This is a genomic window from Cyanobium sp. Tous-M-B4, assembly GCF_024345395.1.
Classification (GTDB): Bacteria; Cyanobacteriota; Cyanobacteriia; order PCC-6307; family Cyanobiaceae; genus Cyanobium_A.
The window spans coordinates 13,146-33,764 of the sequence record NZ_JAGQBA010000003.1 but is presented as its reverse complement, the minus strand read 5'-3'; the positions used below and the strand labels follow the sequence as shown (position 1 = coordinate 33,764).

The window sequence follows — 20,619 nt, the reverse complement described above, 5'->3', positions numbered from 1 at the left end:
GCCGTGTCCCACCTCACCATCCTGCCCACAGTGCTGCGCGATGCCGAGGGGCTCGCCGCCAGCTTGGTGGCCCTGGGCCACACCCCCATTTATGGCGGGGTGCTTAAGGGTTTTGCCGCCGAGAGCCAGCCCGTTCTTTTGCAAGTTGTTTTGCCGGGAGGGGAACGGCTGGGCTGGCAGCGCCACCGCGACGGCTCCCTTGCCCTGGTCGGCGACCTGCAGCGCCTTAGCCGCTCCCAGAGCCTGCAGCGCCTGCTTGGCGCCATCACCCGCCGCTACGCCGCTGAGCTGGCCCTGCGCCAGGCCGCTAGCGCCTTTCCTGGGGCCCAGGTGAGCGTGGCGTCCTGACGCCGTGCCTGAGCTGCATCTCGACCTCACCGCCTGCTACCAACACCTGGTGCGGGTTCGCCTGCTTCACACTCCCCGTCAGCAGAGCCTGCGCCTGGCCCTGCCGGCCTGGACTCCCGGCTCATACCTGATCCGCGACTATGTGCGGCAGCTTGAGAGTCTGGAAATTACTCAGGCTGGACACCAGCTGGAGCCGCGCCGCACCAGCCCGAGCAGTTGGCAGCTGGAGCTGCCCAGCCTCGAACCAGTTGAAATCAGCTACTCGGTGCTGGCCGCCGAGCTCACGGTGCGCACCTGCCATCTCGATGGCGACCACGGCTTTCTGGCCTTGGCAGCCGTGGTTCTGGAGCTGGAGGGGGAGCGTTGGTCGCCCCACCGGCTGCAGCTCAGCCTTCCGCCCAGCTGGGATGCCTTCGTGCCCCTGCCAGAGCTGCAGGGCCCGGCGCAGGGCTGGCTTGCCGCTGATTTCGACCAACTAATCGATACGCCGGTGGAGGTCGGTCCCCATCGATCCCATCACTTCAGCGTCGCCGGCGTGCCCCATCGCTGGGTGAGTTGGGGCCGCGATCTGCAAGGTGCCGACCTGCTCGACAGTGATCCCCAGCTGCTCAGCGATCTCGAAAAGGTTTGCCTGGCCTGCTGCCGGTTGATGGGCGTTGAGCGACCTGCGGCCGACCACTACCTATTTGTGCTGCACCTCACCGAAAGCGGTTATGGCGGCCTTGAGCACGACTTCAGCACCGTGTTGCAGTTTGGCCGCCGGGTCCTGGCCAAGCCTGATGGGCGCCGCAAGTTGCTGCAGCTAGCCGCCCATGAATACCTGCACCAGTGGAACGTGCGCCGGCTGCGGCCCGCTGAGCTGAGCCCCTATCGCTACGACCAGGCGGTGGTGGTGCCCACCCTCTGGTTTGCCGAGGGCATCACCAGCTATGTGGATCAGCTGTTGCCCCACTGCGCCGGCTGCAGCAGCGAGGCGGAGCTGCTCGAGGATCTGGGCGCGGATCTGAGCCGCTATCTGCTCAGTGCTGGGCGGGGCTTGCAGAGCCTGCGCGCCAGCAGTGAGGAGGCCTGGGTAAAGCTTTACCGCCCCGATGCTTACTCCCCCAACAGCCAGGTGAGCTACTACCTCAAGGGCGCGGTGCTGGCCCTGGTGCTGGACCTGCACCTACGCCGTGCCGGCAGCGGGCTGCCCGTGGTGCTGCGGCAGCTTTGGGCCAGTCATGGCGCCGTAGGCCGGGGTTATCAGGAGGCAGACCTGATTGCTGCCTTTGCCAGCCAGGCGCCCGATTTAGCTGAGCTGTTGCCCCGCTGGCTCAGCTCCTGTGAGGATCCGCCCCTATTTGGCAATCTGGCCTATGTGGGCCTGCGGCTTGAACCCCGGCTGGCCGGTAGCCAGGAGCTGGGCTGCCGCTTGGAGCCAGGCAGCGGCGGTTTAGTTGTGCAGCGGGTGGGCCGCGATGGACCGGCCCAACGGGCGGGGCTGGTAGTGGGCGATGAATGGATTGCCCTCGATGGCCTGCGCCTGCGCAGCATTGACGATTTGATGGTGCATCTGCGGCCGGAGGCTCCCCTGATTCCCCACCAGCTGCTGTTCTGCCGGGACGGTTTGGTGCGCAGCACCGTGCTGCTGCCAACGCCACCAGCAGTGGAGAGCTGGCAGCTCCAGCTCGATCCCGCCACTACTGATCCCGGCTGTGCTGAGCGCCGCCGCCGCTGGCTGGGTCTTGAGGCTGCATGAATTCCAGCCGCCAGCCCCTCTGGATCGCCCTAGGCGCCGGCGCCATGCTCGCCCTGGGCGGGCTTGGCTGGCTGGCTCGAGACCTCTCAGCCCAACCGAGCGGCGGCCAGAAGCGCCCCAGCCTGCTCGAGCTGCTCGAAGAGGTGCGCCACCCTCCGGCAGCGCCTGAGCCGGGCCGCAGGGCGGCACCGGGGCCGCCTGACCATCCGCCTTGGCAATCTCCCCTGCGGGCGAGTTGCGCTCCCGGCGATCCGGCCCAGCGTTTAAGGCTGCAGCAATTGGCAGAAAGGGTCCAAACCTCCCCGGCGCGGGTGCAGATCCACCCCACCAACTTTGGCGAGCGCTTCAATCGTGATGCCTACGGCAATCCGGTTGATCCCACACCCCAGCTGGTGGTCCTGCACGAAACGGTTTACGGCATTGGTTCAGCCATCAACACCTTCGTGACGCCCCATCCCCGCGATGAAGATCAGGTGAGCTACCACAGCTTGATTGGTGGCGATGGCTCGGTGGTGCAGGTGCTCGATCCTTCCAAACGGGCCTTCGGGGCTGGCAATTCGGCCTTCAACGGCCGCTGGGTTGTAACGAACGCCAAGGTGGGAGGTTCGATCAACAACTTCGCCCTGCACATCAGCTTGGAAACGCCCCTCGATGGCGAGGACGACGGACCAGCCCATAGCGGTTACACCTCAGCCCAATACGACGCCCTGGCGGCCCTGCTAGCTGGCTGGATGCAGCGTTTCCCCATCCCCCCGTCAAACATCACCACCCACCGGGCAGTGGACCTGGGCGGGGAGCGAGCTGATCCCCGCAGCTTCCGTTGGTCTGAGTTGCAGACCCGACTGCAAAACCTCGGCCTGCTCTGCAAGCGTTGATCAAATCAGTGAACTCTTGATTAAATCAGTAAACTGTTGATCAAATCACTGAACCTGATCAAATTAGTGGTGCTGGGGCCTGTTTACGGGTGGCGTACAGCAGGGCGTGGAGTTCGGGATCCTGCATGGTGCGCAGGATGCGGCGGGGGTAGTCGAGCTTGCCGTTGTGGAGGTAGGCCAGGGTGGCTAGGGCCTTGGCGTCACGGGGGTTGCCGCTGGCCTGCAGGGGGCGTTGGGGCAGCTCGAGGGCGCGGCTGAGGCGAGCGAATTTGCCCACCAGCAGCACCACGTTGCGTTCGGGATCGAGCAGCTGGTTGCGGGCCTCGGTGATTTCGGCTTCGGAGGCATTGGCCGGCAGCAGGCCCTGGTGCACCATTTCGCCGAGACTTAGCTGGGCGGGGCCATGGGTGCTGAATAAGCCGGAATGGGCCGCCAGGGGCAGATCTTCGCCCGGTTTGGCGTGCCGCATTTCGTCGAACAACACTGCTGTCACCAAAACGGGATTGATCTTCTGGCGCCGGGATTCGGCCAGGATCAGGGGACGAAGCTCGACCAAGCGCCCCAGGGTGTGGCTGCGCAGCGGCTCTAATTGGTCGATACCACTGGTGAATAACTGGGCCAGGCGGGGCTGGGGTCCGTGGACACCAAAGCGGCGCTGCAGCTCCTTAAGTTCGTCTGGTGAAAATTGCAGCGGATCTGCAAGTTGCCCCGAGCCAGCAGCGGAGCTGATGCTGCCGCTGAGACCGGGATCAAGCAGCAGCAGGGGCGTTTTTGGACCGTTAAGGAGCGGGCTGCTTGCAACAGCCAACAGGGCTGCTGCAAGGCCGGTGAAACGCCGGACCCCTACCAGCCGCTTGCCTAGGGCAAGCCAGCGCGGGTAGCTGGTGGGGTTAGGCACAAACACTCATTAATTATGGATTGATATTACGGAATTTTTCTGGGTTAGACCCCTGACGACGGAACGGTCTTCCGTCCGTCCCTTGGGCTGGGGCTGGTACTAGTGCTGGTGCTGGGGCGTGGTCAGATCTAAGTTCTGGCGACGAGAGCGGCTTGAGCCGCAAGCCCATGCTTGCCAACTTTGATGGCTCCAATGCCGAGATCCAATGGCAGCGCTTTTGCGACTTGCTTTGGTATGAAAGCGATCTTGGTATTTGGCTCGATATGAGTCGCATGGCGATCGGCCAGGCCGATCTCGATGCCTTGGCTCCCCGATTCGACCTGGCCTTTGCGGCGATGGCGGCCCTAGAGGGTGGTGCGATTGCCAACCAGGATGAACAGCGCCAGGTTGGCCACTACTGGCTGCGCACCCCAGAGCTGGCACCAGACGCCGCCACCACCGCGCACATCAACGCCGAGGTGGAGCGGATTGAGACCTTTGGCCGCGAAGTTCTCGACGGCAGCCTCTCTGCTCCAAACGGTCAGCCGTTCACCGACGTGCTTTGGATCGGTATTGGCGGTTCCGGCCTCGGCCCGCTGCTGATGGTGCGCGCCCTGCAGGAAGAGGGTCAGGGTCTCCCCTTCCACTTCTTCGACAACGTTGACCCCGCCGGGATGAGTCGCACCTTGGCGGCCCTAGACGGCCGCCTAGCCACCACCTTGGTGGTGGTGGTGAGCAAGTCGGGCGGCACCCCTGAGCCCCATATCGGCATGGAGCAAGCCCAGGCCCGGCTGGAGGCCCGGGGCGGGCAGTGGGCCGCCCAAGCTGTGGCGGTCACCATGCTCGATAGCAAGCTCGATCAGGTGGCCGTGGCCGGTCAGTGGTTGCGCCGCTTTGACATGTTCGATTGGGTGGGCGGCCGCACCAGCATCACCAGTGCCGTTGGCCTGCTGCCGGCGGCCTTGGTGGGTGCCGATCTGCGCGGCTTTCTGGCCGGCGCCGCCCGAATGGACGCCCTGACCCGGGTGTCAGATCTGCTCCAAAACCCGGCTGCCTTGATGGCTGCAGCGTGGTTTGTGGCTGGCCATGGCCAGGGCAAGCGCGACATGGTTGTGCTCCCCTATCGCGATCGGCTGGAGGTGTTCAGCCGCTATCTCCAGCAGTTGGTGATGGAGAGTCTCGGTAAGAAGCACGACCGCGGCGGCGAGGTGGTGCACCAGGGCATTGCCGTTTACGGCAACAAGGGCTCGACCGACCAGCACGCCTACGTGCAGCAGCTGCGCGATGGCATCGACAACTTCTTTGTGACCTTCATCGAGGCACTGGAAGAGCCCAGCGATATCCCGCCCATCGGTGATGAGATCCCTGGCGACTTCCTCGATGGCTTCCTGCAGGGCACCCGTTCGGCCCTGATGGAAGGTGGCCGCCAGAGCCTCTCGATCACCCTGCGCCGCTTTGATGCCACAGCTCTCGGTGCCCTGATCGCCCTGTTTGAGCGCGCCGTCGGCCTCTACGCCGAACTGGTAAATGTCAACGCCTACGACCAGCCGGGGGTGGAGGCCGGCAAAAAGGCAGCAGCCCTGATCCTGGCTCTGCAGGAGCGGCTCGAAGCCCTCCTCAGCGATGGCCAGGAGCGCAGTTTGCAGGAGTTGCAGCTGGCCTTGGGTACGGACAGCCCAGAGAGCCTGTTCTGGATCCTGCGCCACCTCTGCGCCAATCCCCGCGGCTATCAGGTGACTGGTGACTGGGGTTCTCCGGCGGCGATGAAGTTCGCCAAGGTCTGAGCAGGGAAATCCCCATGCCAGAGCCCGTTGCGGCGAGCCCTGCCTCTCCCGGGCAGGTGCTGCGCGAGGTTTTTGGCTACGGCGCATTTCGCGGGCCCCAGCAGGAGATTGTTGAGCATGTGGTGGCTGGTGGCTCGGCCCTGGTGCTGATGCCCACCGGTGGGGGCAAATCGCTTTGCTACCAGATCCCGGCCCTCTGCCGAGCGGGAACGGCGGTGGTGATTTCGCCCCTGATCGCCCTGATGCAAGACCAGGTTGAGGGGCTGCGTCAGGCGGGGGTGCGGGCTGCGGCGCTGCACTCGGGCTGTAGCGCTGAGGAAACCGCCAACACCTGGCGCCTGCTGCGGGCGGGCCAACTGGATTTGGTCTATTTGTCTCCCGAGCGCTTGCTAGCGGGGGACACCCTCGAGCGGCTTGCTTCCCTACCCCTGGCCCTGTTTGCCGTTGATGAGGCCCACTGCGTTTCCCAGTGGGGGCATGACTTCCGCCCGGAATACCTGCAGCTTTCGGTGCTGGCCCAGCGATTTCCCGCCGTGCCGCGGCTGGCACTCACCGCTACGGCCGATCCCCGCACCCGAGACGAGATCCGCGCCCGGTTGCAGTTGGAGCAGGGGCGAGTGTTTCTGGCCAGCTTTGATCGCCCCAACATCCGCTATTTGCTGCGCGACAAGGACGACGTCCGCCGCCAATTGCTTGAGCTGCTCGCCGATCACCGCGGCGCCTCAGGAATTGTGTATGCCCGCTCCCGCAACCGGGTGGATGGCTTCTGCCGCGACCTGCAGGCAGCGGGATATGACGCGGTTGCCTATCACGCCGGATTGGATGGGGCGGTGCGCAGCGCCGCTCTGGAGCGCTTCCGCCGCGAAAGCGGCGTGGTGGTGGTTGCCACGATCGCTTTTGGCATGGGCATCGACAAGCCGGATGTGCGCTTTGTGGCCCACGTGGACTTGCCCAAAAGCCTGGAGGCCTACTACCAGGAAACCGGCCGCGCCGGCCGGGATGGCCTGCCGGCCCTGGCCTGGATGGTGCATGGCGGCGGCGATGTGCCCCAGCTGCGCCGCTTCATCGACGACTCCGACGCGGAGCAGCAGCAAAAACGGGTTGAGCACGGCAAGCTCGATGCCCTGATTGGCTTCACCGAGGCGAGCGGCTGCCGCCGTCAGGTGTTGCTCAGCCACTTTGGCGAGGCCCTGCCCGAGCCCTGTGGCAATTGCGATCTCTGCCTTGAGCCAGATACGGCAGTCGATGCCACCGAGTCGGTGCGCAAGGCCCTATCGGCTGTATACCGCACCGGCAGCCGCTTTGGTGCCTCCCATTTGGTGGATGTGCTGCTGGGGGCAGATACGGCCCGAATTCGCGAGCTCGGCCACCAGCAGCTGGGTGTGTATGGCATTGGCAAGGAGCTTGATCGCGGCCAGTGGCGCAGCCTGTTTCGCCAGCTGGTGGCCCAGGGGTTGCTGCAGTCCGACTCCGAGCGCTTTGGGGCTCTGGGATTCGGCGAGGACGGGCGGCTCAAGCCGTTGCTGCGGGGTGAGGCTCAACTGCTGCTGCGGCTGCCGCCAGCGAAGCGAGAGCGCCGCAGCCAGCCTGGGGTGAGCCCGGCTCCTGCTGCGGCAGAGTTGAACCCTGATGAGGCGCCCGTGTTGCAGGCGCTGAAGGATTGGCGCCGCGAGCAAGCGCGGCAGCAGGGAGTGCCGCCCTACGTGGTGTTTCACGACCGCACCCTGGTGGAGGTGGTGACCCGCCGGCCCCGCTCCTTGGAGGAACTGGCCGGGATCGGCGGTGTGGGCCAAGCCAAGCTCGATCGCTATGGCTTGGCGCTGCTGGCGAGCTTGGATGCTGCGCTTTTTCCAATAGGGGATACAAACGCCAGCTTCATGAGGCGTTACAGTCAATTCACGTTTCCTTAAGGATTCCTTTCATGGCTGACTCCGCTTCCCGCTTTGGCTTCGTTGCCTTCGCTGAAACCTGGAATGGCCGTCTGGCCATGCTCGGTTTCGTGATCGGTTTGGGCACCGAGCTGCTTACTGGCCAGGGCATCCTGGGCCAGCTCGGTCTGGGCTGAATCCCGATCGGGCCTGAGCAGCTGGCTTCATAGCCACTGCATGCCCGGGGTTTCCAGCATTTCTTGGCTGGGCCAGGCACCGAGACCGGCAAAGGCTGCCCCTAGGGCAGCCCATACCCCTTTGCCGCTGGACAGCTCCTGTTCAGCGGCCCATTCGGCTTCAGTCACTTCAGATTCGCTCAGGCCAAGGGCTTCCACCAGCTGCCGGTACAGGGCTTTTTCTGCCGGGTTGATCGGCGAACTGTCCTGAGGACGTTGGCCCACTTTGGCCATCATGTAGCTGAGCTTCAGGGCTAGAGCCCGGTCTTCCTCGCTAGTAATCCTTGGAACTACTTCCGCGAGCACGGAAGAGTCGACTGTCCAGGCAGCTAGCTGACGCGCAGCTTCCTGGTTTGCCCCTGAGCCATCTCCACAGGCGAAGTACTTGGCCACGAGTTTCTCGAGCAGCCGCTTTTCGTCTGCGGAAACATCGCCATCGGCCCAGGCCACGCAGCAAACCACCCTGAGTAGGTCAAGCTGACGGTCTCGCTGCGAGCTACGGGGCCCAGTTTCAAGGGTCATGGCGCAGGAGATGGCTTTTGCGCCATTTTGATCAGGCTTTGGCATGTTTCAGCGGAAATCACCCCCAGATGGGGGCATACAAGGGCAGCCATCCAGATGATGATGAATTGAACACAGAACGGAGGTGGGCCATGGTCCACACCACCCAAGTTTTGACTACTTGCTGCCTGGGACGCACCTGCCTCAAATGGCAGCCCGATGGCGAGCTCACCGCCCTTGATCTGCAGCTAGTGCTCGAGCGGCTGGCCCAGGTCGACGAAGATGTGGTCTCCATCCTGGATCGCACTGTCGACGAGATCCCATGTCCCTCGATCAGCTGAAGGCCTTCCTGGGCAAGGTTCAGGATGACCAGTCGCTCCGGCAGGCCGTGCAAGCCGCGGCTACTGCTGATGACGTGGCCAAGATCGGGGCTGGCCTGGGCTTTGAATTTTCTGGCGACGAGCTGCTGCGGCTTTCAGGCAAAAAAGTAGGTCGGGTAACGGTTACCAAGCAGGACCTTCCCGGGGAATACAACTAGCTGCCGTGCTGTGGGCTTCGTTCGCGGTTAGACCATCTCTAGTGAATGCAGTAGCAACACCATGGGCAAGCGGGCAGAACTGATCACGGCGATTGGCTTAGGGCTCGTCGTAGCAGCTGCGGGCAGCTTCAGCGCTCTGGCCCGCCCCATGGGCGGCGGTGGCTTTGGCGGTGCGGGCTCCGGTGCGGGAGTGCGTCCAGGAGCTGGCTGGGGTGCTCCTGGCGCCGGAGTGAGACCGGGCGCTGGTGTGGGAGCACCCGGAGTAGGGGCGCCCGGAGTAGGTGCACCCGGAGCGGGAGCTCGCCCTGGTGTGGGTTGGGGTGCTCCTGGCGCTGGTCTCACCCGCGCGCCAGGGGCCTCTGCCTGGAATCCGGCCTGGGGCCGCCAAGGCGGTTACTGGTCGTCGCGCACCTGGAGCACCGGCTGGTACCGGCCCTATCCAGCGGCCTGGCCCTGGTGGGGAGCCAGTTCGGTGGCCTGGGGAGTGGGCAGCTTGGCCACGGCTGCTGCAATCACCAGTGCTGTCGACGCAGCTACGTATCAGCAGTCAACCGTGATCGTGGTGCCCCAAACCAGCCTGCAGCTCGACTACGGCTCGGTTCAAGCCCTGCCACCTAATCGAGTTCAGTTTGCCTACGGCGTTGCCGGTATGCCCCTGATGACAGCAACCAGCGATTGCAAGCAGGGGCTGATCAATGGCATGGCACCTACCACGGCTGACCAGGCCCAGGTGCTCAATGCCAGCTGCCACATCGCCTACGGCTCTAACTGAGCGGGGTGGCCCCATCCCTTTTGCGGATTCGGGCCCTGGAGAAGGGCGATCTCGCCGACGTCATCGCCTGGGCCCGCGCTGAACACTTCGCGCCGGGCCAGGGAGACGTAGCCATCTACCGCCATACCGACCGCCAGGGGCTTTGGGTTGGTTGCCTCAACGGTCGTCCGATCGGCTGTATCGCAGGGGTCCGTTACAACGCCGAATACGGCTTCATCGGCATGTTTCTGGTGCAACCAGAGCACCGGGGTCAGGGATTTGGCCGTCAGCTTTGGCAGCGTGCCCTGCAGCATCTGGAGGGCCTTACTTGCATCGGCATTGAGGCCGCCCCCGATCGCATCGGTGACTACGCCAGCGCTGGGTTTGCGCCGGCGTCGCCAACCCAGCGCTGGCAGCGGATCAGTGACGGCAACATCCCGCCCGCCGCCACTCCAGAGGGCCTGAGCCTGCTTGAGGGAAGTGCCATCCCCGACAGGGCCGTGCAGGCCTATGACGCCCAGCGGGAGCTCAGTCCCCGGCCCCACTTCCTTGCCGATTGGCTGCACCATCCCGCCGGCACGGTGCTGGCCCTGATCGGCCCGGATGGCTCCTGCCACGGCTTTGGCCGGATCCGGCCCTGCCTGCTGCATCGAGGCGAGGGTTGGCGGATCGGGCCGCTGCTGGCCGACACGCCTGCCCTGGCGGCCCAGCTTCTCAACGCCCTGATGGCCCGCCATGCCGGCGTGGTGTTAATCGATGCCCCTGCCGCCAATCCGGAGGCAGGGACCCTGCTGCTGCAGTTGGGCTTTGCGGTGGTCGCCGAGACGCTGAGGATGTATCGGGGCAGCCTGCCGGCGGTTCCCCTGGGCGATGTCTACGGGTTGGCCTGCCTGGAGCTGGGCTGAGCGCGGCGGGCGGCGAGGCCAGCCTCTGTTGCAGTCACAACAGCCAGCAGCAGCAGGCCGCCTAGCCCGATCAGTTGATTTTGCTGCACCAAATCGGGCATCAACACCCCGTCTACGTTTTGGCCCAATACGCCTCCCGCCACAAACCAGGCCGTTGCCAGGCCTGAGCTGATCCAGTAAGCCCGCCAGCGGCGTTGATAGATGTATCCCGTACCTAAACCAGGCACCAGGTTGAGCACTACAGCCACCCAGCCACTGGAGGCGGCAAGGATTTCTTCTTGGTTGACTTTCTGGCTGGGTTCTTGGCTGGCTTGATCTGGATTGCTGGTTGGGGTCATGTTTTGCGTGGCCTGGTTTGCTGCATCAGGGGCGTTGAACCTGCAGGCTGGGGTGCCGCTGATTCCTTTTGCAGTGCTCGCCGCCCTGGTGATTCTGTTGGTGATTGTGGTGGTGGCGTGGAGCCTTAATCCAAGCCGGCAGGATTTTGCCTGGTTTATCCGGCTGCGCCGCCCCCGCTGGCTGGTGTTTGAGGGCTTGATTCCCGTGATTTGGTTGCTGATCTACGCCTGCTTCTACATCTCGGCTTGGCTCACCTGGCAGGCCAGCTGGAGCGGCCTGTGGATGGCGGCTTTCCTGGTGCAGCTGGTATTGGTGCAGAGCTACACGCTTGTGATCTGCCGTAGCCGCAGCCTGGGTAGGGGCACGGTCATTGGCTTTGCTGGCTTGGTGTGGGGCATTGCCCTCACCCTGGCTGTGGCTAGCGAGAGCACGCTGGCGGCTGCTTTGCTGCTGCCTTACCTGCTCTGGAGCCCGGTGGGCACCTGGGTTACCTGGCAGATGCGTCAGCTAAATCGCTAGCCCTGGTCACCTATGGCGACTCACGAGCCACGGCCAAGGCCGCCAGCAGGCCGCCGCCAAAACCGCTGAGGTGGCCGATCCAGCTCACCCCTGGCGGTGAAAAAATCGGCAGCAGGCTCGGCAGCACCCCCGCATAGGTGACCAGGGCCAGCACCGACAGGAGCAAGGAGAGGGGCCGCTTCTCCAACCAGCCGATCAGCAGCAGGTAGCCCAGCAGCCCATACACGATCCCGGAGAGTCCGTGACTGCCGTTGGGCCAAAGCAGCCATACGGGAATAGCTGTGGCATAAACCCCCAACCAAACGGCCAGATAGTCGCGGCGGCCGCGCAGCAATACCAGCCAGGAGAGGGGCAGAAAGGTGAGCGAATTGGCCAGGAGATGGCCAAAACCGCTATGGCTGAAGGGAGCTGTCAGTACCCCGAGGAAGGAGCCTCCGGGCGTCATCGGCAGGTTCCAGTTGCCACCGAAAACCAGCTGGTCCACCAGCTCCTGCAGCCAGGGGATCAGCAAGATCAGCGGCGGAATCAGCAGATTGAAACCGGCTCGGGCGATCCAGCGATCCAGACGTTGGGGTAGAGATTCGCTCACGGCTCGCACTTGAAGCTGCAGCGCAGCATGGCAAGGGCTTCATCCGGCAGGCCCAGCAGGCGGTCCAGCCAGGGGTCGCCGCACGGCGGCACACTCGCCACCCCCACCAGCAGGGCCGTGCCATCGGCGCTTAGGGGCTGGCCCATGGCCCGGTGGCGTTGCCCCTGCGCTGCGCCCGTGCTCAGCAGGGTGTCGATCAGCAGGTCGGGGGCGCGGTAGAGCCCAGCAATGCGGAAACGAAAGCGGGCCCGGAAGTGCAGTTGCACAGCACCAGTTGCTGAATCGATGCTGCCCGCCAGCTGCTCAGGAGCGATGGCGATCTCCAGTCCCGGGGGCAGGGGCAGCCCCAGCACCCGAGTGGTGCGCCAGTTGAGCGGCGGAATCAACAGGGTTGAGGGCTCGAAGCTCACGGTTCGCGGGCCGTCAGCTGGGCCTGGGCCGAGCTCGCCGGTTCCGCCGCCGCCGCTGGCGTCGTAGCTGAAGTGGGGATAGGCGCCGATGGCCAGGCCACAACCCTTACTGGTGCCTAGCTGCAGCTTGGCAACCCCTAACTCAGGACTCACAGGCTGCGCAGCACGTCTAATTCGCCGCGGCTGTGCAGTTCGGCCAGTTGATTGTAGCCACCAATTGGAACGCCATCGATGTAGAGCTGGGGCACCGGTCCCGTCTCGTCGGGTTCGATTTCCACGAAGGCAATGCCCAGGGTCCGCAGCATGCGCAGGGCCCGGCGCGAAAAGGGGCAATCCGGCCGGCCGGCGATTTCAACTCGCGGTTCGCTGCTGGCTGATGCAATAGGCGCTGCACTCTGCGCTGCGCTCGTGCCGGAGCTGAGTAGGCCCACCAGCAGGTCGGCGCCGCGCAGCACCAGGGTGCCGTGCTCGAGGTGGCCGCCCCACACCTGGCAGCTGGCATCGGAGAAGCTCAAGTGCAGGTGCACCCCATCCGGGCTGATCGTGCCCTGCAGGGTGATGATCTCGAGCTCACCAGCCAAAACTGTGGGTGCGCTTTTGCCGGGGCAGGCAAAGGCGGCTTGGGAGAGGTTGCCCACCACACTCAGCACAAATCCGCCGGCGTTGTGCTCAAGGGCCAGCTGCTCCAGGCTGCGGCGCACATCACTGCCGGCTTCGAGGTGCAGCGGCACGGCATGCATGGCAGATACAGAAATATGGGCGCAAGGCTACGCCGGCCCATGCTGGTGGGGTTGCCCTGTTGCCATGGCCCCGGATTCCGCCCTCGCTGCGCTCAACCTGGCGGTGGTGGGTCATGTGGAGTGGGTGAGCTTTGTGGCCGTGGAGCAGCTGCCAGTCGCTGGCTCGATCGACCGGGCCACTGCCTTTCTGGAGGAACCCGCCGGTGGTGGGGCGGTGGTGGCGGTGCAGCTGGCCCGTCTCAGTGGCAAGCGCGTGCGGTTTTTCACCTCCCTGGGCCGGGACGCCACCGGCGAGCGCTCAGCGGAGCGGCTCACTGAGCTGGGGCTTGATCTGGAGGTGGCCTGGCGGGATGCCCCAACCCGCCGGGGCGTGAGCTTTGTTGATCGGGCCGGTGACCGCAGCATCACCGTGATCGGCGAGCGACTGGCCCCGTTGGCTAGGGATCCACTCCCCTGGGCTGATCTGGCTGGCTGCGATGGCGTCTTTGTGACCGCGGCCGACGCGGCAGCCCTGCAGCACTGCCGCCGGGCCGGGCTGCTCGGCGCCACGCCACGGGTTGGCTTGCCGCTCTTGGAGGCCAGCGGGGTGAGCTGCGATGCCTTGATCGGCAGCGCCCTTGATCCTGGTGAGCAGGTGCCTGCTGGCGCTCTATCGCGCCCCCCGCGACTGCGAATCGCCACCGAAGGGGCTGCTGGTGGCTGGAGCGAACCCGGCGGGCGCTTCGCTGCCCAGGCTCTGGTGGCACCGCCGGTCGACAGTTATGGCTGCGGCGACAGCTTTGCAGCCGGGGTGCTGGCGGGACTGGCGGCTGGTTGGAGCGCAGCCGCAGCAATAGGCCTGGGCGCCCGCTGCGGCGCTGAGTGCGCCGTTGCTTTTGGTCCCTACGCCCGCCCTAATTGACCTGGTTCTGCACCAGCAGCAGCAGCCTGTTTGCCTCCGGATCCAGCAGCCAGGCCTCCACTCCGAAGGCCTCCTGGCGCGGACCGTCCAGTAGCGAGGCGCCCAGCCCAATGGCGCTCGCCAGCCAGACCTGCAGCAGCTCCATGGCAGCTTCGTGGTCGTTGCCGGCAGGCACGCTGCGCTGCAGGCACGTTGCTAGCCGGCCTGGTTGCTTCGCTTGGGGCCGGCTTTGGGATGGGGCATAGATCTCCAGGAAGCCACCGGCGGGCCAGGGCACCCGCCAATGGCTGGCACCAAACCCCTGCAGGGGCTCTACCGCGAGCAAATCGGCGTAAAACCTTGCTAGCGCTGAGGGATTATCTGCAGCCAGCACAAGAGAGCTGCTCAGGTTTGGGGTGTCTTGCACCGTTTTTATTGCTTGTCAAAAAAGTCTGCAACGGCAAGATCGGGGCGGCGCAGCAGGGCAAAAATTGTGCCTGCGTTGCCACGGCACAGCCTCAGCTCTTGGCTGAGCACGGTGATGTCGAGCCAGGCTGAAAAGCTTTGCTGCACCGCACGTTGCAGCTGCAAGCGTGAGTTGCCAAGCCGGGGACCGCGCCAGCCACCCCGCTGGAAGCGCACCTGTACGCGCTGCTGGGGTGTTGGGCTGTTATCGCCCGGGCTTGATTCGAGCTGGATGCTGGCCTCTACAGCAATGCCACCCAGGCTGGCCAGCTGCCCTGGCGGCCTCAACAGATTCAGGGCTCGCCCCCGCGATGGAGCCAGTATTTGCAGGTTTTCCAGCCATGGCACAGCCTGGAGATAGGGCTGGCTGCTGCTGCTCCAGCGCAATTCCCAAACCCCCTCCAGCAGTTCGAGGGCACCTGGGGCGGCGAGATCTACCGGTGAGGTGCGCTCGAGCTCGAGGATCAGCTCCCGTACCCGCGGCCCCTGGCGTTGGGCTTCTCCCCTGGCGCCATGACGCAACAGGGCCAGCAGCTCTTCTCTTGCTTTCAACATCTGGGCAGGCCGGCGTCTTTACAGTCAGTTATAGTTGTTGAAACAATCCTCAACACAAATGACTGAATCCACTCCCCGCTTTGGATTTGTTGCCTTCGCCGAAACCTGGAATGGCCGCCTAGCCATGATGGGTTTCGTGATTGGCCTTGGCACCGAGCTGCTTACGGGCCAAAGCATCGCAGCACAACTGGGCCTGGGCTGATCGCGATGGGCACTGATTACACCACTGCTATTGCCGTTGTAATCGCATTAGTTGTCGTGCTTACGGGGATGACCACCTATGTGTTGAGTCGCCCCAGCGACTTGGCTTCTAAATCTTGATTGTCTTTGCTTCTTGATAATCTGGCTCCTGGTAACCTCTGGCTAATTCTCCAGAAATTCAGCTTCCAAAAATAAAAGCCCGAAGCTTATGCTCCGGGCTTTTTTCATGGAATAGCTAGCTAGCTAGCTAGTTAGCTGGCATGGAATGGTAGTAGAAACCACCATTGACTCCGGTTTGGCTGACTACGGTGCAGCGAGTTGCAACCCGCCACAAGGCGCGATGAATAGGAGTCGGGTCGTAGCGAACTAGCTCGGGAAAACGCTGCTTGAGCAAGGCGCTGGCCCGCCAAGCGTTGTAGTGAGGAATTTTCGGGTTGATGTGATGGCACACATGGGTTGAGCCGATGCCGTGATGCAGCAGGTTCAGCAGGGGGCCATAGGGTCGATCAACCGTCTGTAGAGCACCTTTTGCCCAATTCCAGTCGCTTGTTGAGAAGTGGGGAATATCGGTATCGGTGTGCTGCAGCCAGGTGTACCCAACCAACCAAGCGTTGATAACCAGATAGGGCAGCCCGTACACCAGCAGCACTCTCGTCAGAGAGAAGTGGATAGAGGCCCATACCAGGGCCGCCACCATCGCCAGCAGGCCGAGGTTGGAGATCACCATCAGGCGACGGCAGGAGTCGGGAAATAGCTGGCGCCCACCGTTGCGGAAGGGTGCAGCCGTAGTGAAATGGGAGGTGGGGCTGCCGTACTCCTCGCCGCCGGCAACACCAAACATCAGATAAAGGGGCCAGCCCAGCACCAAGTGGGTAAACAGGGAGGCCACGCCGTAGAAGCCCTGGCCAAGCTGGCGTTTTGCTCCGGCCACGAAGCGTCCAGCGCTGGAATCGGAGCGGGGCGGCACATGGGTTTCACCAGCCTCGAGGTGGTTGCAGTTGGCGTGGTGCACCGCATGGCTGCGCTGCCAGCTGAAGTAGGGCACAAGCAGCAAGCTGTGCAGCACAAATCCCACCACAGCTTCGACGCGTGGGTTGGGATGGAAGGCACGGTGACCGCACTCATGGGCAATTACCCAGCAACCTCCCGCCACTGTTCCTGTGACCAGGGCGTACAGCAGCCAGAGGGGCGCAGCGCTGAGCTGCAAGGGGATCAGGGTTCCCACGCCATAGGCCAAAACAGATAGGCCCAGGGACATGGCCAGACTTCCCCAGGCTTTAACCGGGTTGATCTGGGTTAGCTCAGATGGCAGGCAGGCAAGCAGCTCAGCTTTGCTGGGATAGGTGGCTGCTGGCGTGGCGACCTGCGCGGTGGCGAGGGACGGCAGGGAAACAGGTGGAGTCAATGAAGCTGCCGCAGGACAAGGGGGAATGGAAGTGGCCACAAAGGCCCCCCAAACGATAGGTATCAGCACTCTGCAGCGGCGCCGCTGCAGGCACATTCTTCTCTCCTTATGGTTCAGCTTGTTTCAAGCGCATTAGGGAAATGACTGGCTCAGAGCTCCGCCAGCGAGTTTGGGAGCTCCTGGATGTCAGCGAGGACCCGCAAAGCGGGGTGGCCGATTGGGATTGGGTCGACGTTTTCCTGCTCGCGCTGATCCTTCTAAATGTGCTTGCGGTGATACTGGAGACTGTCAACAGCCTGCAGCTGCGTTTCAGCACGGCTTTTTGGGCATTTGAGGCCTTTTCGGTAGCGGTATTTAGCGTCGAATACGCAGCGAGGATTTGGTCTTGTACGGCTGATCCACGTTACCGGCAGCCGCTTGTTGGCCGGCTGCGCTATGTGAGCAGCTTCATTGGCGTGGTCGATTTTTTAGCCATTTTGCCTTTCTACATCACGCTCGCCGTACCTGCCTCTGCTTTAGATCTGCGGATACTCCGAGTTCTCCGACTACTGAGATTCTCACGGGTGCTGAAGTTGGGCCGCTATTCGGATTCCATCGGTCGCATGAAGCGTGTGATCGGTGCACGGCGTGGTGATCTTGGCGTGGCACTCGCAGCTGTTGTGGTCATCCTCGTGCTTGCTTCGAGTGCTATTTACTACGTTGAGTCTGATAGCCAGCCAGAGGTATTTACAAGTATTCCTGCGGCGATGTGGTGGGGGATTTCAGCGCTTACAACTGTTGGCTACGGTGACATGGCTCCAGTTACACCGTTTGGCAAATTCCTGGGCGGTATAATTCAGCTACTAGGGATTGCTATCTTTGCGCTACCGGCTGGCATTATTGCAGCTGGCTATGAAGAAGAAACCCGGCGTGGCAGGACTGAAAAGGGGATTTGTAGCTCCTGCGGGCGCCCATTCGGCCTCGAGAGTGAGCCTGACCAATGCATAGATAGCGAGTGAGTTTTACCAGGTTCATTCAACCCTGAAGGTCACTGCCATCACAGCAGTGATGTCCTTCTCAATTGTGCGGGTGTCGTAGGAGCCGCTGTCACTGGTCTCCGTTGAGTTGGGGGAGGTAATCTGGAACGAGCCGGTGTCGGCGTTGGTGATCGCACCGATGCCAGCACCGGCCTGCCAGGCTATGGCCCGCGCCCGTGCCCGGGCGTCCTTAGTGGCCTTGGCGAGCATGTCGACCCGCTTCTCCGCAAGCTTGGTGTAGGTGTAGGCCGGCTCGTTGATCGTCAGAGGCACGCCCTTGCCGATCAACTGCCCAATCTGACCAGAGATCTTGTAGATCTTGGCGACGTTCCAGCTGCCGATCAGCACCGCTTGGGTGGTGGTCCAGGTGGTGGAGCGCAGCTCCCCGGTGCGGGGATCGCGCACTTCCTCTTTTTGCGATTTGACCGAGTCGAGCTCCATCTCATCGGCCTCGATGCCCTGGGCCTTGAGGAAGGCCACGGTTTGTTCCACTGCAGGCTGGAGCCCTTGGTAAGAAGCTTGCTGGCTGGCCCCGCTCTGGGAGACCTCCACCGACCAGTCGACGTAGTCGGATGTAATTCGCTCGGTGCTTGCTCCAGTAACTGTGATGGTGTCGTTGGCAGTGCGGATGCCCCTCACCAATACGCCACTGGCGCTGGTGAGCCCGAGTCCAAGCACTGCCATAGCAAATACCAGGGTTGGCGTCCGCTTGACAAAATTCCAGCTGCTCAGCGCCCAACTCTGCATTTTCACTCGTCTTGGAAGCAGCTGGATTCACCCTATTGAGCAGTTGCTTGCCTGTCTCTAAGCTGTTGCGAAGAACGGCTTTTTTTATCTAACCCCAGTCGTTGTCAGTCGAAGGGAAATTCGTAGACAAGGGTGATGCCAAGGCGCTCGGCGGTGGCGCGGTCGCGGGAGATGTTGGCCTCACATTCCAGCCGGTAGGCCTCCTGCTCCTTGGTTTCACACGCTGCAGGAGGGCCTGACTTGCTCAGCGCTCGGTTGTGAATGCGGCGCTGCTCTTCCATCGAGATCCGCTCGGGTTGATCATCGGGGTGCCGCCGAGGTGCCGCTGCACTTCCATCAGGCTGGCCATGGCTTGGCCATGCGGACACAATTGATACAAGAAGAGACTGCCGCCGCAGGGCTTTACAAGAAGGCTTAAGAGATGCTAAACATTTGATATTAAATCTTTTGGGGGATTGCTACAGGCTTGGATCTCCAATCACGGCGGTTTTCCTCCGTAACCGCTCTGCTGTTTTGCATGATTACTGCCTTGGCTCCCGTAGCTAGGGCATCCTCCCATCGCGCGATCTGCTCTTATTACACCCGCTATGAGCCCTGCACCGTCGTCATTGGCCCGGAACAGCTGGAAGCCAACTTGCCTACTGACTTTCTGAGCATAGACAAGACAAATTACGTCGACACCAAGATCTACGACGATACAGGTCGAGAGTCGAATCACCTAATTGGTGCAGCCACGACGATTCTGTTTGGTCCTATTGGTCTACTCGGTTTTCTTGCTACCAAAAAGGCCGGTACGGTGGACTTCGGCATCGAATTTCGTGATGATAGGGGGAAAAAGCGTACTGCATTCATACGCTTCGTGAATATGAAAGCTGCTGATTCTTTCGGTAAAGACTTTCGCGGTTTTCTTCGCACCATGGATCCTAGTATCACTGGCGACAGGGACAATCCTGTAAGCGTCACTCCTGTGACAGGGATCTGACCTACTGTTTTCTAAATTTAATTTAAACAAAACCCTTATGGTTCGCTTTCGCCAAGTTTCCCTGGCCCTTGCCTCTGCTGTCTTTGCGCTGAGCGTAACCGGCAGCGCTCTTGCTCAGCAGACCAAAGCTAAGCCAGTCTCTGCAAAACCGGCTTCCGGCGAGACCCTAAGGGGAATTAAATCCACAACGGCTCGAAAGGTCATCCTGATGCCGGTCTCGGATAAATCTGGACAAGGCTCCGCACTTGCTGAATTTGCTACAGAAGTCATAAATCAGTCTGTTCGCAACGGTGGAATTACAACTGTTGCTTGGTTCAAGGTAGAAAAAGCCATCAAGGGCGTTCCAAGTGATTCAAATATGAATGAGCTTATTGTTGCGGGTAAAAAGTTGGGCTCACGCTATATTCTTCGCCCAGTAATTCTTAAGCAATCGGCTAATAGCGAGGCTCGTACTAAATTTGCCCCTTCTTTTGGCATGCTATTTGGCTTAGGCGGGCCGAGTGTTAAGACTGAGGTCAACAGCGATGCAGAAGTTGATGTCAAAGTTGATATCATAAGCACCGCCGAAGAAGATATAATTGCTTCTAAAACCTTTTCTGGCCGATCCAGGGAAGTGACGAAAGATCGCGCCAACCGACTAGACGGTATTACTGGCATGCAGGTATTCAGTGGTGGCAGTACAATGGATGCTACGAAAATTGCCTTCTATGATACTATAGACAAGATAGTAGAATTTATGCAAGATAAAACTCAGTAATTAATAATTAAGCTGTCCAATGTCGAGGAGGGGGCTCCTCGCCCCCTATATCCGAAAAATCATTCTCGATTCATGTGAAAGCTCATCCTCGTATTATGCATTCATGCCTGCAAAAGCTTTCTGTAGCAACTTGCGCCGGAATAACTGCCATCAGTGTTGCATCGGGCGGTATCTACTTCATGCAGGCTCCCGCGCGAGCCGCTGAAGAGTTCACCGACCTCCAATGCCTTAGCGATATTAATTCGAAGGATATTTGCAATGTAAGCTTTTACCGTAAGTTTATGAAGGTCAACTTCGTTAGAACTGGGCGATCGGTCAAAATAAACTACGGAGATATTGTTCATTGGAATTACTCTGATTCTAGTCTGCGTAAGCGCGACTGGGACCTCGCTGGCCGTATTGGTATCATAGGCCTGCTTTTTACCAAAGTTGAGCACATTCACGTATTCACGATTGTCTATCGTGATGAATTTGGTGATCGACAAACGACCCTGCTTGATTTCGATAATAAGCAGTACGTTTTACCCATGAAAGCGGCGCTTGCAGAGGCGAAAGAGATTAATTGAGCAATCGGCTCCCCTTTTGTTTGCATG

The 20,619-nt window shown here is 61.8% G+C and carries 28 protein-coding genes; 17 read left to right on the top strand and 11 right to left on the bottom strand.

What is annotated here, in order from left to right:
• Positions 1 to 3 precede the first annotated feature (3 nt).
• Genes KBY73_RS06450 through KBY73_RS06440 form a run of 3 tightly spaced genes read left to right on the top strand, consistent with a single transcriptional unit; the run spans position 4 to position 2,961 of the window.
• The gene (locus KBY73_RS06450; protein WP_254936287.1) at positions 4 to 348 is read left to right on the top strand and encodes a DUF1257 domain-containing protein; all 345 of its coding nucleotides are present in this window, start codon (positions 4 to 6) and stop codon (positions 346 to 348) included.
• A 4-nt stretch (positions 349 to 352) separates the two neighbouring features.
• Positions 353 to 2,086: a M61 family metallopeptidase gene (locus tag KBY73_RS06445; protein ID WP_254936286.1), complete on the top strand. Its 1,734-nt coding sequence runs from the start codon at positions 353 to 355 to the stop codon at positions 2,084 to 2,086.
• Complete coding sequence (locus KBY73_RS06440) at positions 2,083 to 2,961, top strand: N-acetylmuramoyl-L-alanine amidase (protein ID WP_254936285.1); 879 nt, start codon at positions 2,083 to 2,085, stop codon at positions 2,959 to 2,961. The genes KBY73_RS06445 and KBY73_RS06440 overlap by 4 nt, the downstream gene beginning before the upstream one ends.
• A gap of 58 nt (positions 2,962 to 3,019) precedes the next feature.
• Here the strand turns inward: KBY73_RS06440 and KBY73_RS06435 are convergent, their stop codons facing one another.
• Complete coding sequence (locus tag KBY73_RS06435) at positions 3,020 to 3,718, bottom strand: helicase DnaB (protein WP_254936637.1); 699 nt, start codon at positions 3,716 to 3,718, stop codon at positions 3,020 to 3,022.
• Positions 3,719 to 4,026: 308 nt separating this feature from the next.
• Between KBY73_RS06435 and KBY73_RS06430 the strand changes: the two genes are divergently transcribed.
• The 3 genes from KBY73_RS06430 to KBY73_RS06420 are packed head-to-tail and all read left to right on the top strand — an operon-like array spanning position 4,027 to position 7,687.
• The gene (locus tag KBY73_RS06430) at positions 4,027 to 5,622 is read left to right on the top strand and encodes a glucose-6-phosphate isomerase (protein ID WP_254936284.1); all 1,596 of its coding nucleotides are present in this window, start codon (positions 4,027 to 4,029) and stop codon (positions 5,620 to 5,622) included.
• A gap of 14 nt (positions 5,623 to 5,636) precedes the next feature.
• On the top strand, positions 5,637 to 7,532 hold the full coding sequence (gene recQ, locus KBY73_RS06425; protein WP_254936283.1) for a DNA helicase RecQ: 1,896 nt from the start codon (positions 5,637 to 5,639) through the stop codon (positions 7,530 to 7,532).
• Positions 7,533 to 7,543: 11 nt separating this feature from the next.
• Positions 7,544 to 7,687 carry a chlorophyll a/b-binding protein gene (locus tag KBY73_RS06420; protein ID WP_254936282.1) on the top strand — a complete coding sequence of 48 codons (144 nt, stop codon included), beginning with the start codon at positions 7,544 to 7,546 and terminating at the stop codon, positions 7,685 to 7,687.
• A gap of 27 nt (positions 7,688 to 7,714) precedes the next feature.
• On the opposite strand, the gene KBY73_RS06415 is transcribed toward KBY73_RS06420, so the two are convergent.
• Complete coding sequence (locus KBY73_RS06415; RefSeq protein WP_254936281.1) at positions 7,715 to 8,248, bottom strand: TerB family tellurite resistance protein; 534 nt, start codon at positions 8,246 to 8,248, stop codon at positions 7,715 to 7,717.
• Positions 8,249 to 8,379: 131 nt separating this feature from the next.
• Between KBY73_RS06415 and KBY73_RS06410 the strand changes: the two genes are divergently transcribed.
• The 4 genes from KBY73_RS06410 (at position 8,380) to KBY73_RS06395 (ending at position 10,421) form a co-directional block, all read left to right on the top strand.
• Positions 8,380 to 8,568 carry a hypothetical protein gene (locus KBY73_RS06410; RefSeq protein ID WP_254936280.1) on the top strand — a complete coding sequence of 63 codons (189 nt, stop codon included), beginning with the start codon at positions 8,380 to 8,382 and terminating at the stop codon, positions 8,566 to 8,568.
• Entirely contained in the window at positions 8,550 to 8,765 is a 216-nt protein-coding gene (locus KBY73_RS06405; RefSeq protein ID WP_106501664.1) for a Nif11-like leader peptide family natural product precursor, read from the top strand. The genes KBY73_RS06410 and KBY73_RS06405 overlap by 19 nt, the downstream gene beginning before the upstream one ends.
• Before the next feature lie 61 nt (positions 8,766 to 8,826).
• Positions 8,827 to 9,537 (top strand): hypothetical protein, encoded by a 711-nt coding sequence (locus KBY73_RS06400; RefSeq protein ID WP_254936279.1) that lies wholly within the window; start codon positions 8,827 to 8,829, stop codon positions 9,535 to 9,537.
• Positions 9,538 to 9,542: 5 nt separating this feature from the next.
• Positions 9,543 to 10,421: a GNAT family N-acetyltransferase gene (locus tag KBY73_RS06395; protein ID WP_254936278.1), complete on the top strand. Its 879-nt coding sequence runs from the start codon at positions 9,543 to 9,545 to the stop codon at positions 10,419 to 10,421.
• On the opposite strand, the gene KBY73_RS06390 is transcribed toward KBY73_RS06395, so the two are convergent.
• Positions 10,391 to 10,759 (bottom strand): hypothetical protein, encoded by a 369-nt coding sequence (locus KBY73_RS06390; protein WP_254936277.1) that lies wholly within the window; start codon positions 10,757 to 10,759, stop codon positions 10,391 to 10,393. The two genes, KBY73_RS06395 and KBY73_RS06390, sit on opposite strands and share 31 nt — an antisense overlap.
• 7 nt (positions 10,760 to 10,766) lie before the next feature.
• On the opposite strand from KBY73_RS06390, the gene KBY73_RS06385 reads away from it, so the two are divergent.
• Positions 10,767 to 11,279, top strand: a complete 513-nt coding sequence (locus tag KBY73_RS06385; RefSeq protein WP_254936276.1) for a tryptophan-rich sensory protein — start codon at positions 10,767 to 10,769, stop codon at positions 11,277 to 11,279.
• A 10-nt stretch (positions 11,280 to 11,289) separates the two neighbouring features.
• Here KBY73_RS06385 and KBY73_RS06380 read toward each other — a convergent pair whose 3' ends face one another.
• From KBY73_RS06380 to KBY73_RS06370, 3 genes are read right to left on the bottom strand one after another with little or no spacing between them, the layout of a single operon-like run.
• A complete protein-coding gene (locus tag KBY73_RS06380) occupies positions 11,290 to 11,868 on the bottom strand; it encodes a rhomboid family intramembrane serine protease (protein WP_254936275.1) in 579 nt (192 codons plus the stop codon).
• Positions 11,865 to 12,431 (bottom strand): hypothetical protein, encoded by a 567-nt coding sequence (locus KBY73_RS06375; RefSeq protein ID WP_254936274.1) that lies wholly within the window; start codon positions 12,429 to 12,431, stop codon positions 11,865 to 11,867. Before KBY73_RS06375 ends, KBY73_RS06380 begins: the two co-directional genes overlap by 4 nt.
• Complete coding sequence (locus KBY73_RS06370; RefSeq protein ID WP_254936273.1) at positions 12,428 to 13,018, bottom strand: PCC domain-containing protein; 591 nt, start codon at positions 13,016 to 13,018, stop codon at positions 12,428 to 12,430. The genes KBY73_RS06375 and KBY73_RS06370 overlap by 4 nt, the downstream gene beginning before the upstream one ends.
• A 64-nt stretch (positions 13,019 to 13,082) precedes the next feature.
• Between KBY73_RS06370 and KBY73_RS06365 the strand changes: the two genes are divergently transcribed.
• Positions 13,083 to 13,919: a PfkB family carbohydrate kinase gene (locus KBY73_RS06365; protein ID WP_254936272.1), complete on the top strand. Its 837-nt coding sequence runs from the start codon at positions 13,083 to 13,085 to the stop codon at positions 13,917 to 13,919.
• On the opposite strand, the gene KBY73_RS06360 is transcribed toward KBY73_RS06365, so the two are convergent.
• Positions 13,912 to 14,325 (bottom strand): VOC family protein, encoded by a 414-nt coding sequence (locus KBY73_RS06360; protein ID WP_254936271.1) that lies wholly within the window; start codon positions 14,323 to 14,325, stop codon positions 13,912 to 13,914. The two genes, KBY73_RS06365 and KBY73_RS06360, sit on opposite strands and share 8 nt — an antisense overlap.
• Before the next feature lie 5 nt (positions 14,326 to 14,330).
• The gene (locus KBY73_RS06355) at positions 14,331 to 14,918 is read right to left on the bottom strand and encodes a PAP/fibrillin family protein (protein WP_254936270.1); all 588 of its coding nucleotides are present in this window, start codon (positions 14,916 to 14,918) and stop codon (positions 14,331 to 14,333) included.
• Positions 14,919 to 14,976: 58 nt separating this feature from the next.
• On the opposite strand from KBY73_RS06355, the gene KBY73_RS06350 reads away from it, so the two are divergent.
• Positions 14,977 to 15,120 carry a high light inducible protein gene (locus KBY73_RS06350; RefSeq protein ID WP_106501671.1) on the top strand — a complete coding sequence of 48 codons (144 nt, stop codon included), beginning with the start codon at positions 14,977 to 14,979 and terminating at the stop codon, positions 15,118 to 15,120.
• Positions 15,121 to 15,366: 246 nt separating this feature from the next.
• On the opposite strand, the gene KBY73_RS06345 is transcribed toward KBY73_RS06350, so the two are convergent.
• A complete protein-coding gene (locus KBY73_RS06345; protein ID WP_254936269.1) occupies positions 15,367 to 16,524 on the bottom strand; it encodes a fatty acid desaturase in 1,158 nt (385 codons plus the stop codon).
• Between the two features lie 140 nt (positions 16,525 to 16,664).
• Between KBY73_RS06345 and KBY73_RS06340 the strand changes: the two genes are divergently transcribed.
• Entirely contained in the window at positions 16,665 to 17,522 is an 858-nt protein-coding gene (locus KBY73_RS06340; RefSeq protein ID WP_254936268.1) for an ion transporter, read from the top strand.
• Between the two features lie 12 nt (positions 17,523 to 17,534).
• On the opposite strand, the gene KBY73_RS06335 is transcribed toward KBY73_RS06340, so the two are convergent.
• Together KBY73_RS06335 and KBY73_RS06330 are read right to left on the bottom strand one after the other, a co-directional pair.
• Positions 17,535 to 18,224, bottom strand: coding sequence for an SIMPL domain-containing protein (locus KBY73_RS06335; RefSeq protein WP_254936267.1), 690 nt, complete (start codon positions 18,222 to 18,224; stop codon positions 17,535 to 17,537).
• A gap of 167 nt (positions 18,225 to 18,391) precedes the next feature.
• A complete protein-coding gene (locus tag KBY73_RS06330; RefSeq protein ID WP_254936266.1) occupies positions 18,392 to 18,655 on the bottom strand; it encodes a hypothetical protein in 264 nt (87 codons plus the stop codon).
• A 161-nt stretch (positions 18,656 to 18,816) separates the two neighbouring features.
• On the opposite strand from KBY73_RS06330, the gene KBY73_RS06325 reads away from it, so the two are divergent.
• The 3 genes from KBY73_RS06325 (at position 18,817) to KBY73_RS06315 (ending at position 20,592) form a co-directional block, all read left to right on the top strand.
• Positions 18,817 to 19,269 (top strand): hypothetical protein, encoded by a 453-nt coding sequence (locus KBY73_RS06325; RefSeq protein ID WP_254936265.1) that lies wholly within the window; start codon positions 18,817 to 18,819, stop codon positions 19,267 to 19,269.
• A gap of 37 nt (positions 19,270 to 19,306) precedes the next feature.
• Positions 19,307 to 20,026, top strand: a complete 720-nt coding sequence (locus tag KBY73_RS06320) for a hypothetical protein (RefSeq protein WP_254936264.1) — start codon at positions 19,307 to 19,309, stop codon at positions 20,024 to 20,026.
• A gap of 95 nt (positions 20,027 to 20,121) precedes the next feature.
• A complete protein-coding gene (locus KBY73_RS06315; protein ID WP_254936263.1) occupies positions 20,122 to 20,592 on the top strand; it encodes a hypothetical protein in 471 nt (156 codons plus the stop codon).
• Positions 20,593 to 20,619: the final 27 nt, after the last annotated feature.

Excerpts from the sequence above, each read along its gene's own strand:
- KBY73_RS06315 (WP_254936263.1), top strand. The coding sequence starts at position 20,122 with ATGCATTCATGCCTGCAAAAGCTTTCTGTAGCAACTTGCGCCGGAATA.
- KBY73_RS06370 (WP_254936273.1), bottom strand. The coding sequence starts at position 13,018 with ATGCATGCCGTGCCGCTGCACCTCGAAGCCGGCAGTGATGTGCGCCGC.
- KBY73_RS06350 (WP_106501671.1), top strand. The coding sequence starts at position 14,977 with ATGACTGAATCCACTCCCCGCTTTGGATTTGTTGCCTTCGCCGAAACC.
- KBY73_RS06440 (WP_254936285.1), top strand. The coding sequence starts at position 2,083 with ATGAATTCCAGCCGCCAGCCCCTCTGGATCGCCCTAGGCGCCGGCGCC.
- KBY73_RS06430 (WP_254936284.1), top strand. The coding sequence starts at position 4,027 with ATGCTTGCCAACTTTGATGGCTCCAATGCCGAGATCCAATGGCAGCGC.
- KBY73_RS06415 (WP_254936281.1), bottom strand. The coding sequence starts at position 8,248 with ATGACCCTTGAAACTGGGCCCCGTAGCTCGCAGCGAGACCGTCAGCTT.
- recQ (WP_254936283.1), top strand. The coding sequence starts at position 5,637 with ATGCCAGAGCCCGTTGCGGCGAGCCCTGCCTCTCCCGGGCAGGTGCTG.
- KBY73_RS06335 (WP_254936267.1), bottom strand. The coding sequence starts at position 18,224 with ATGGCAGTGCTTGGACTCGGGCTCACCAGCGCCAGTGGCGTATTGGTG.
- KBY73_RS06320 (WP_254936264.1), top strand. The coding sequence starts at position 19,307 with ATGGTTCGCTTTCGCCAAGTTTCCCTGGCCCTTGCCTCTGCTGTCTTT.
- KBY73_RS06355 (WP_254936270.1), bottom strand. The coding sequence starts at position 14,918 with ATGTTGAAAGCAAGAGAAGAGCTGCTGGCCCTGTTGCGTCATGGCGCC.
- KBY73_RS06365 (WP_254936272.1), top strand. The coding sequence starts at position 13,083 with ATGGCCCCGGATTCCGCCCTCGCTGCGCTCAACCTGGCGGTGGTGGGT.
- KBY73_RS06420 (WP_254936282.1), top strand. The coding sequence starts at position 7,544 with ATGGCTGACTCCGCTTCCCGCTTTGGCTTCGTTGCCTTCGCTGAAACC.
- KBY73_RS06400 (WP_254936279.1), top strand. The coding sequence starts at position 8,827 with ATGGGCAAGCGGGCAGAACTGATCACGGCGATTGGCTTAGGGCTCGTC.
- KBY73_RS06410 (WP_254936280.1), top strand. The coding sequence starts at position 8,380 with ATGGTCCACACCACCCAAGTTTTGACTACTTGCTGCCTGGGACGCACC.
- KBY73_RS06405 (WP_106501664.1), top strand. The coding sequence starts at position 8,550 with ATGTCCCTCGATCAGCTGAAGGCCTTCCTGGGCAAGGTTCAGGATGAC.
- KBY73_RS06340 (WP_254936268.1), top strand. The coding sequence starts at position 16,665 with ATGACTGGCTCAGAGCTCCGCCAGCGAGTTTGGGAGCTCCTGGATGTC.
- KBY73_RS06390 (WP_254936277.1), bottom strand. The coding sequence starts at position 10,759 with ATGACCCCAACCAGCAATCCAGATCAAGCCAGCCAAGAACCCAGCCAG.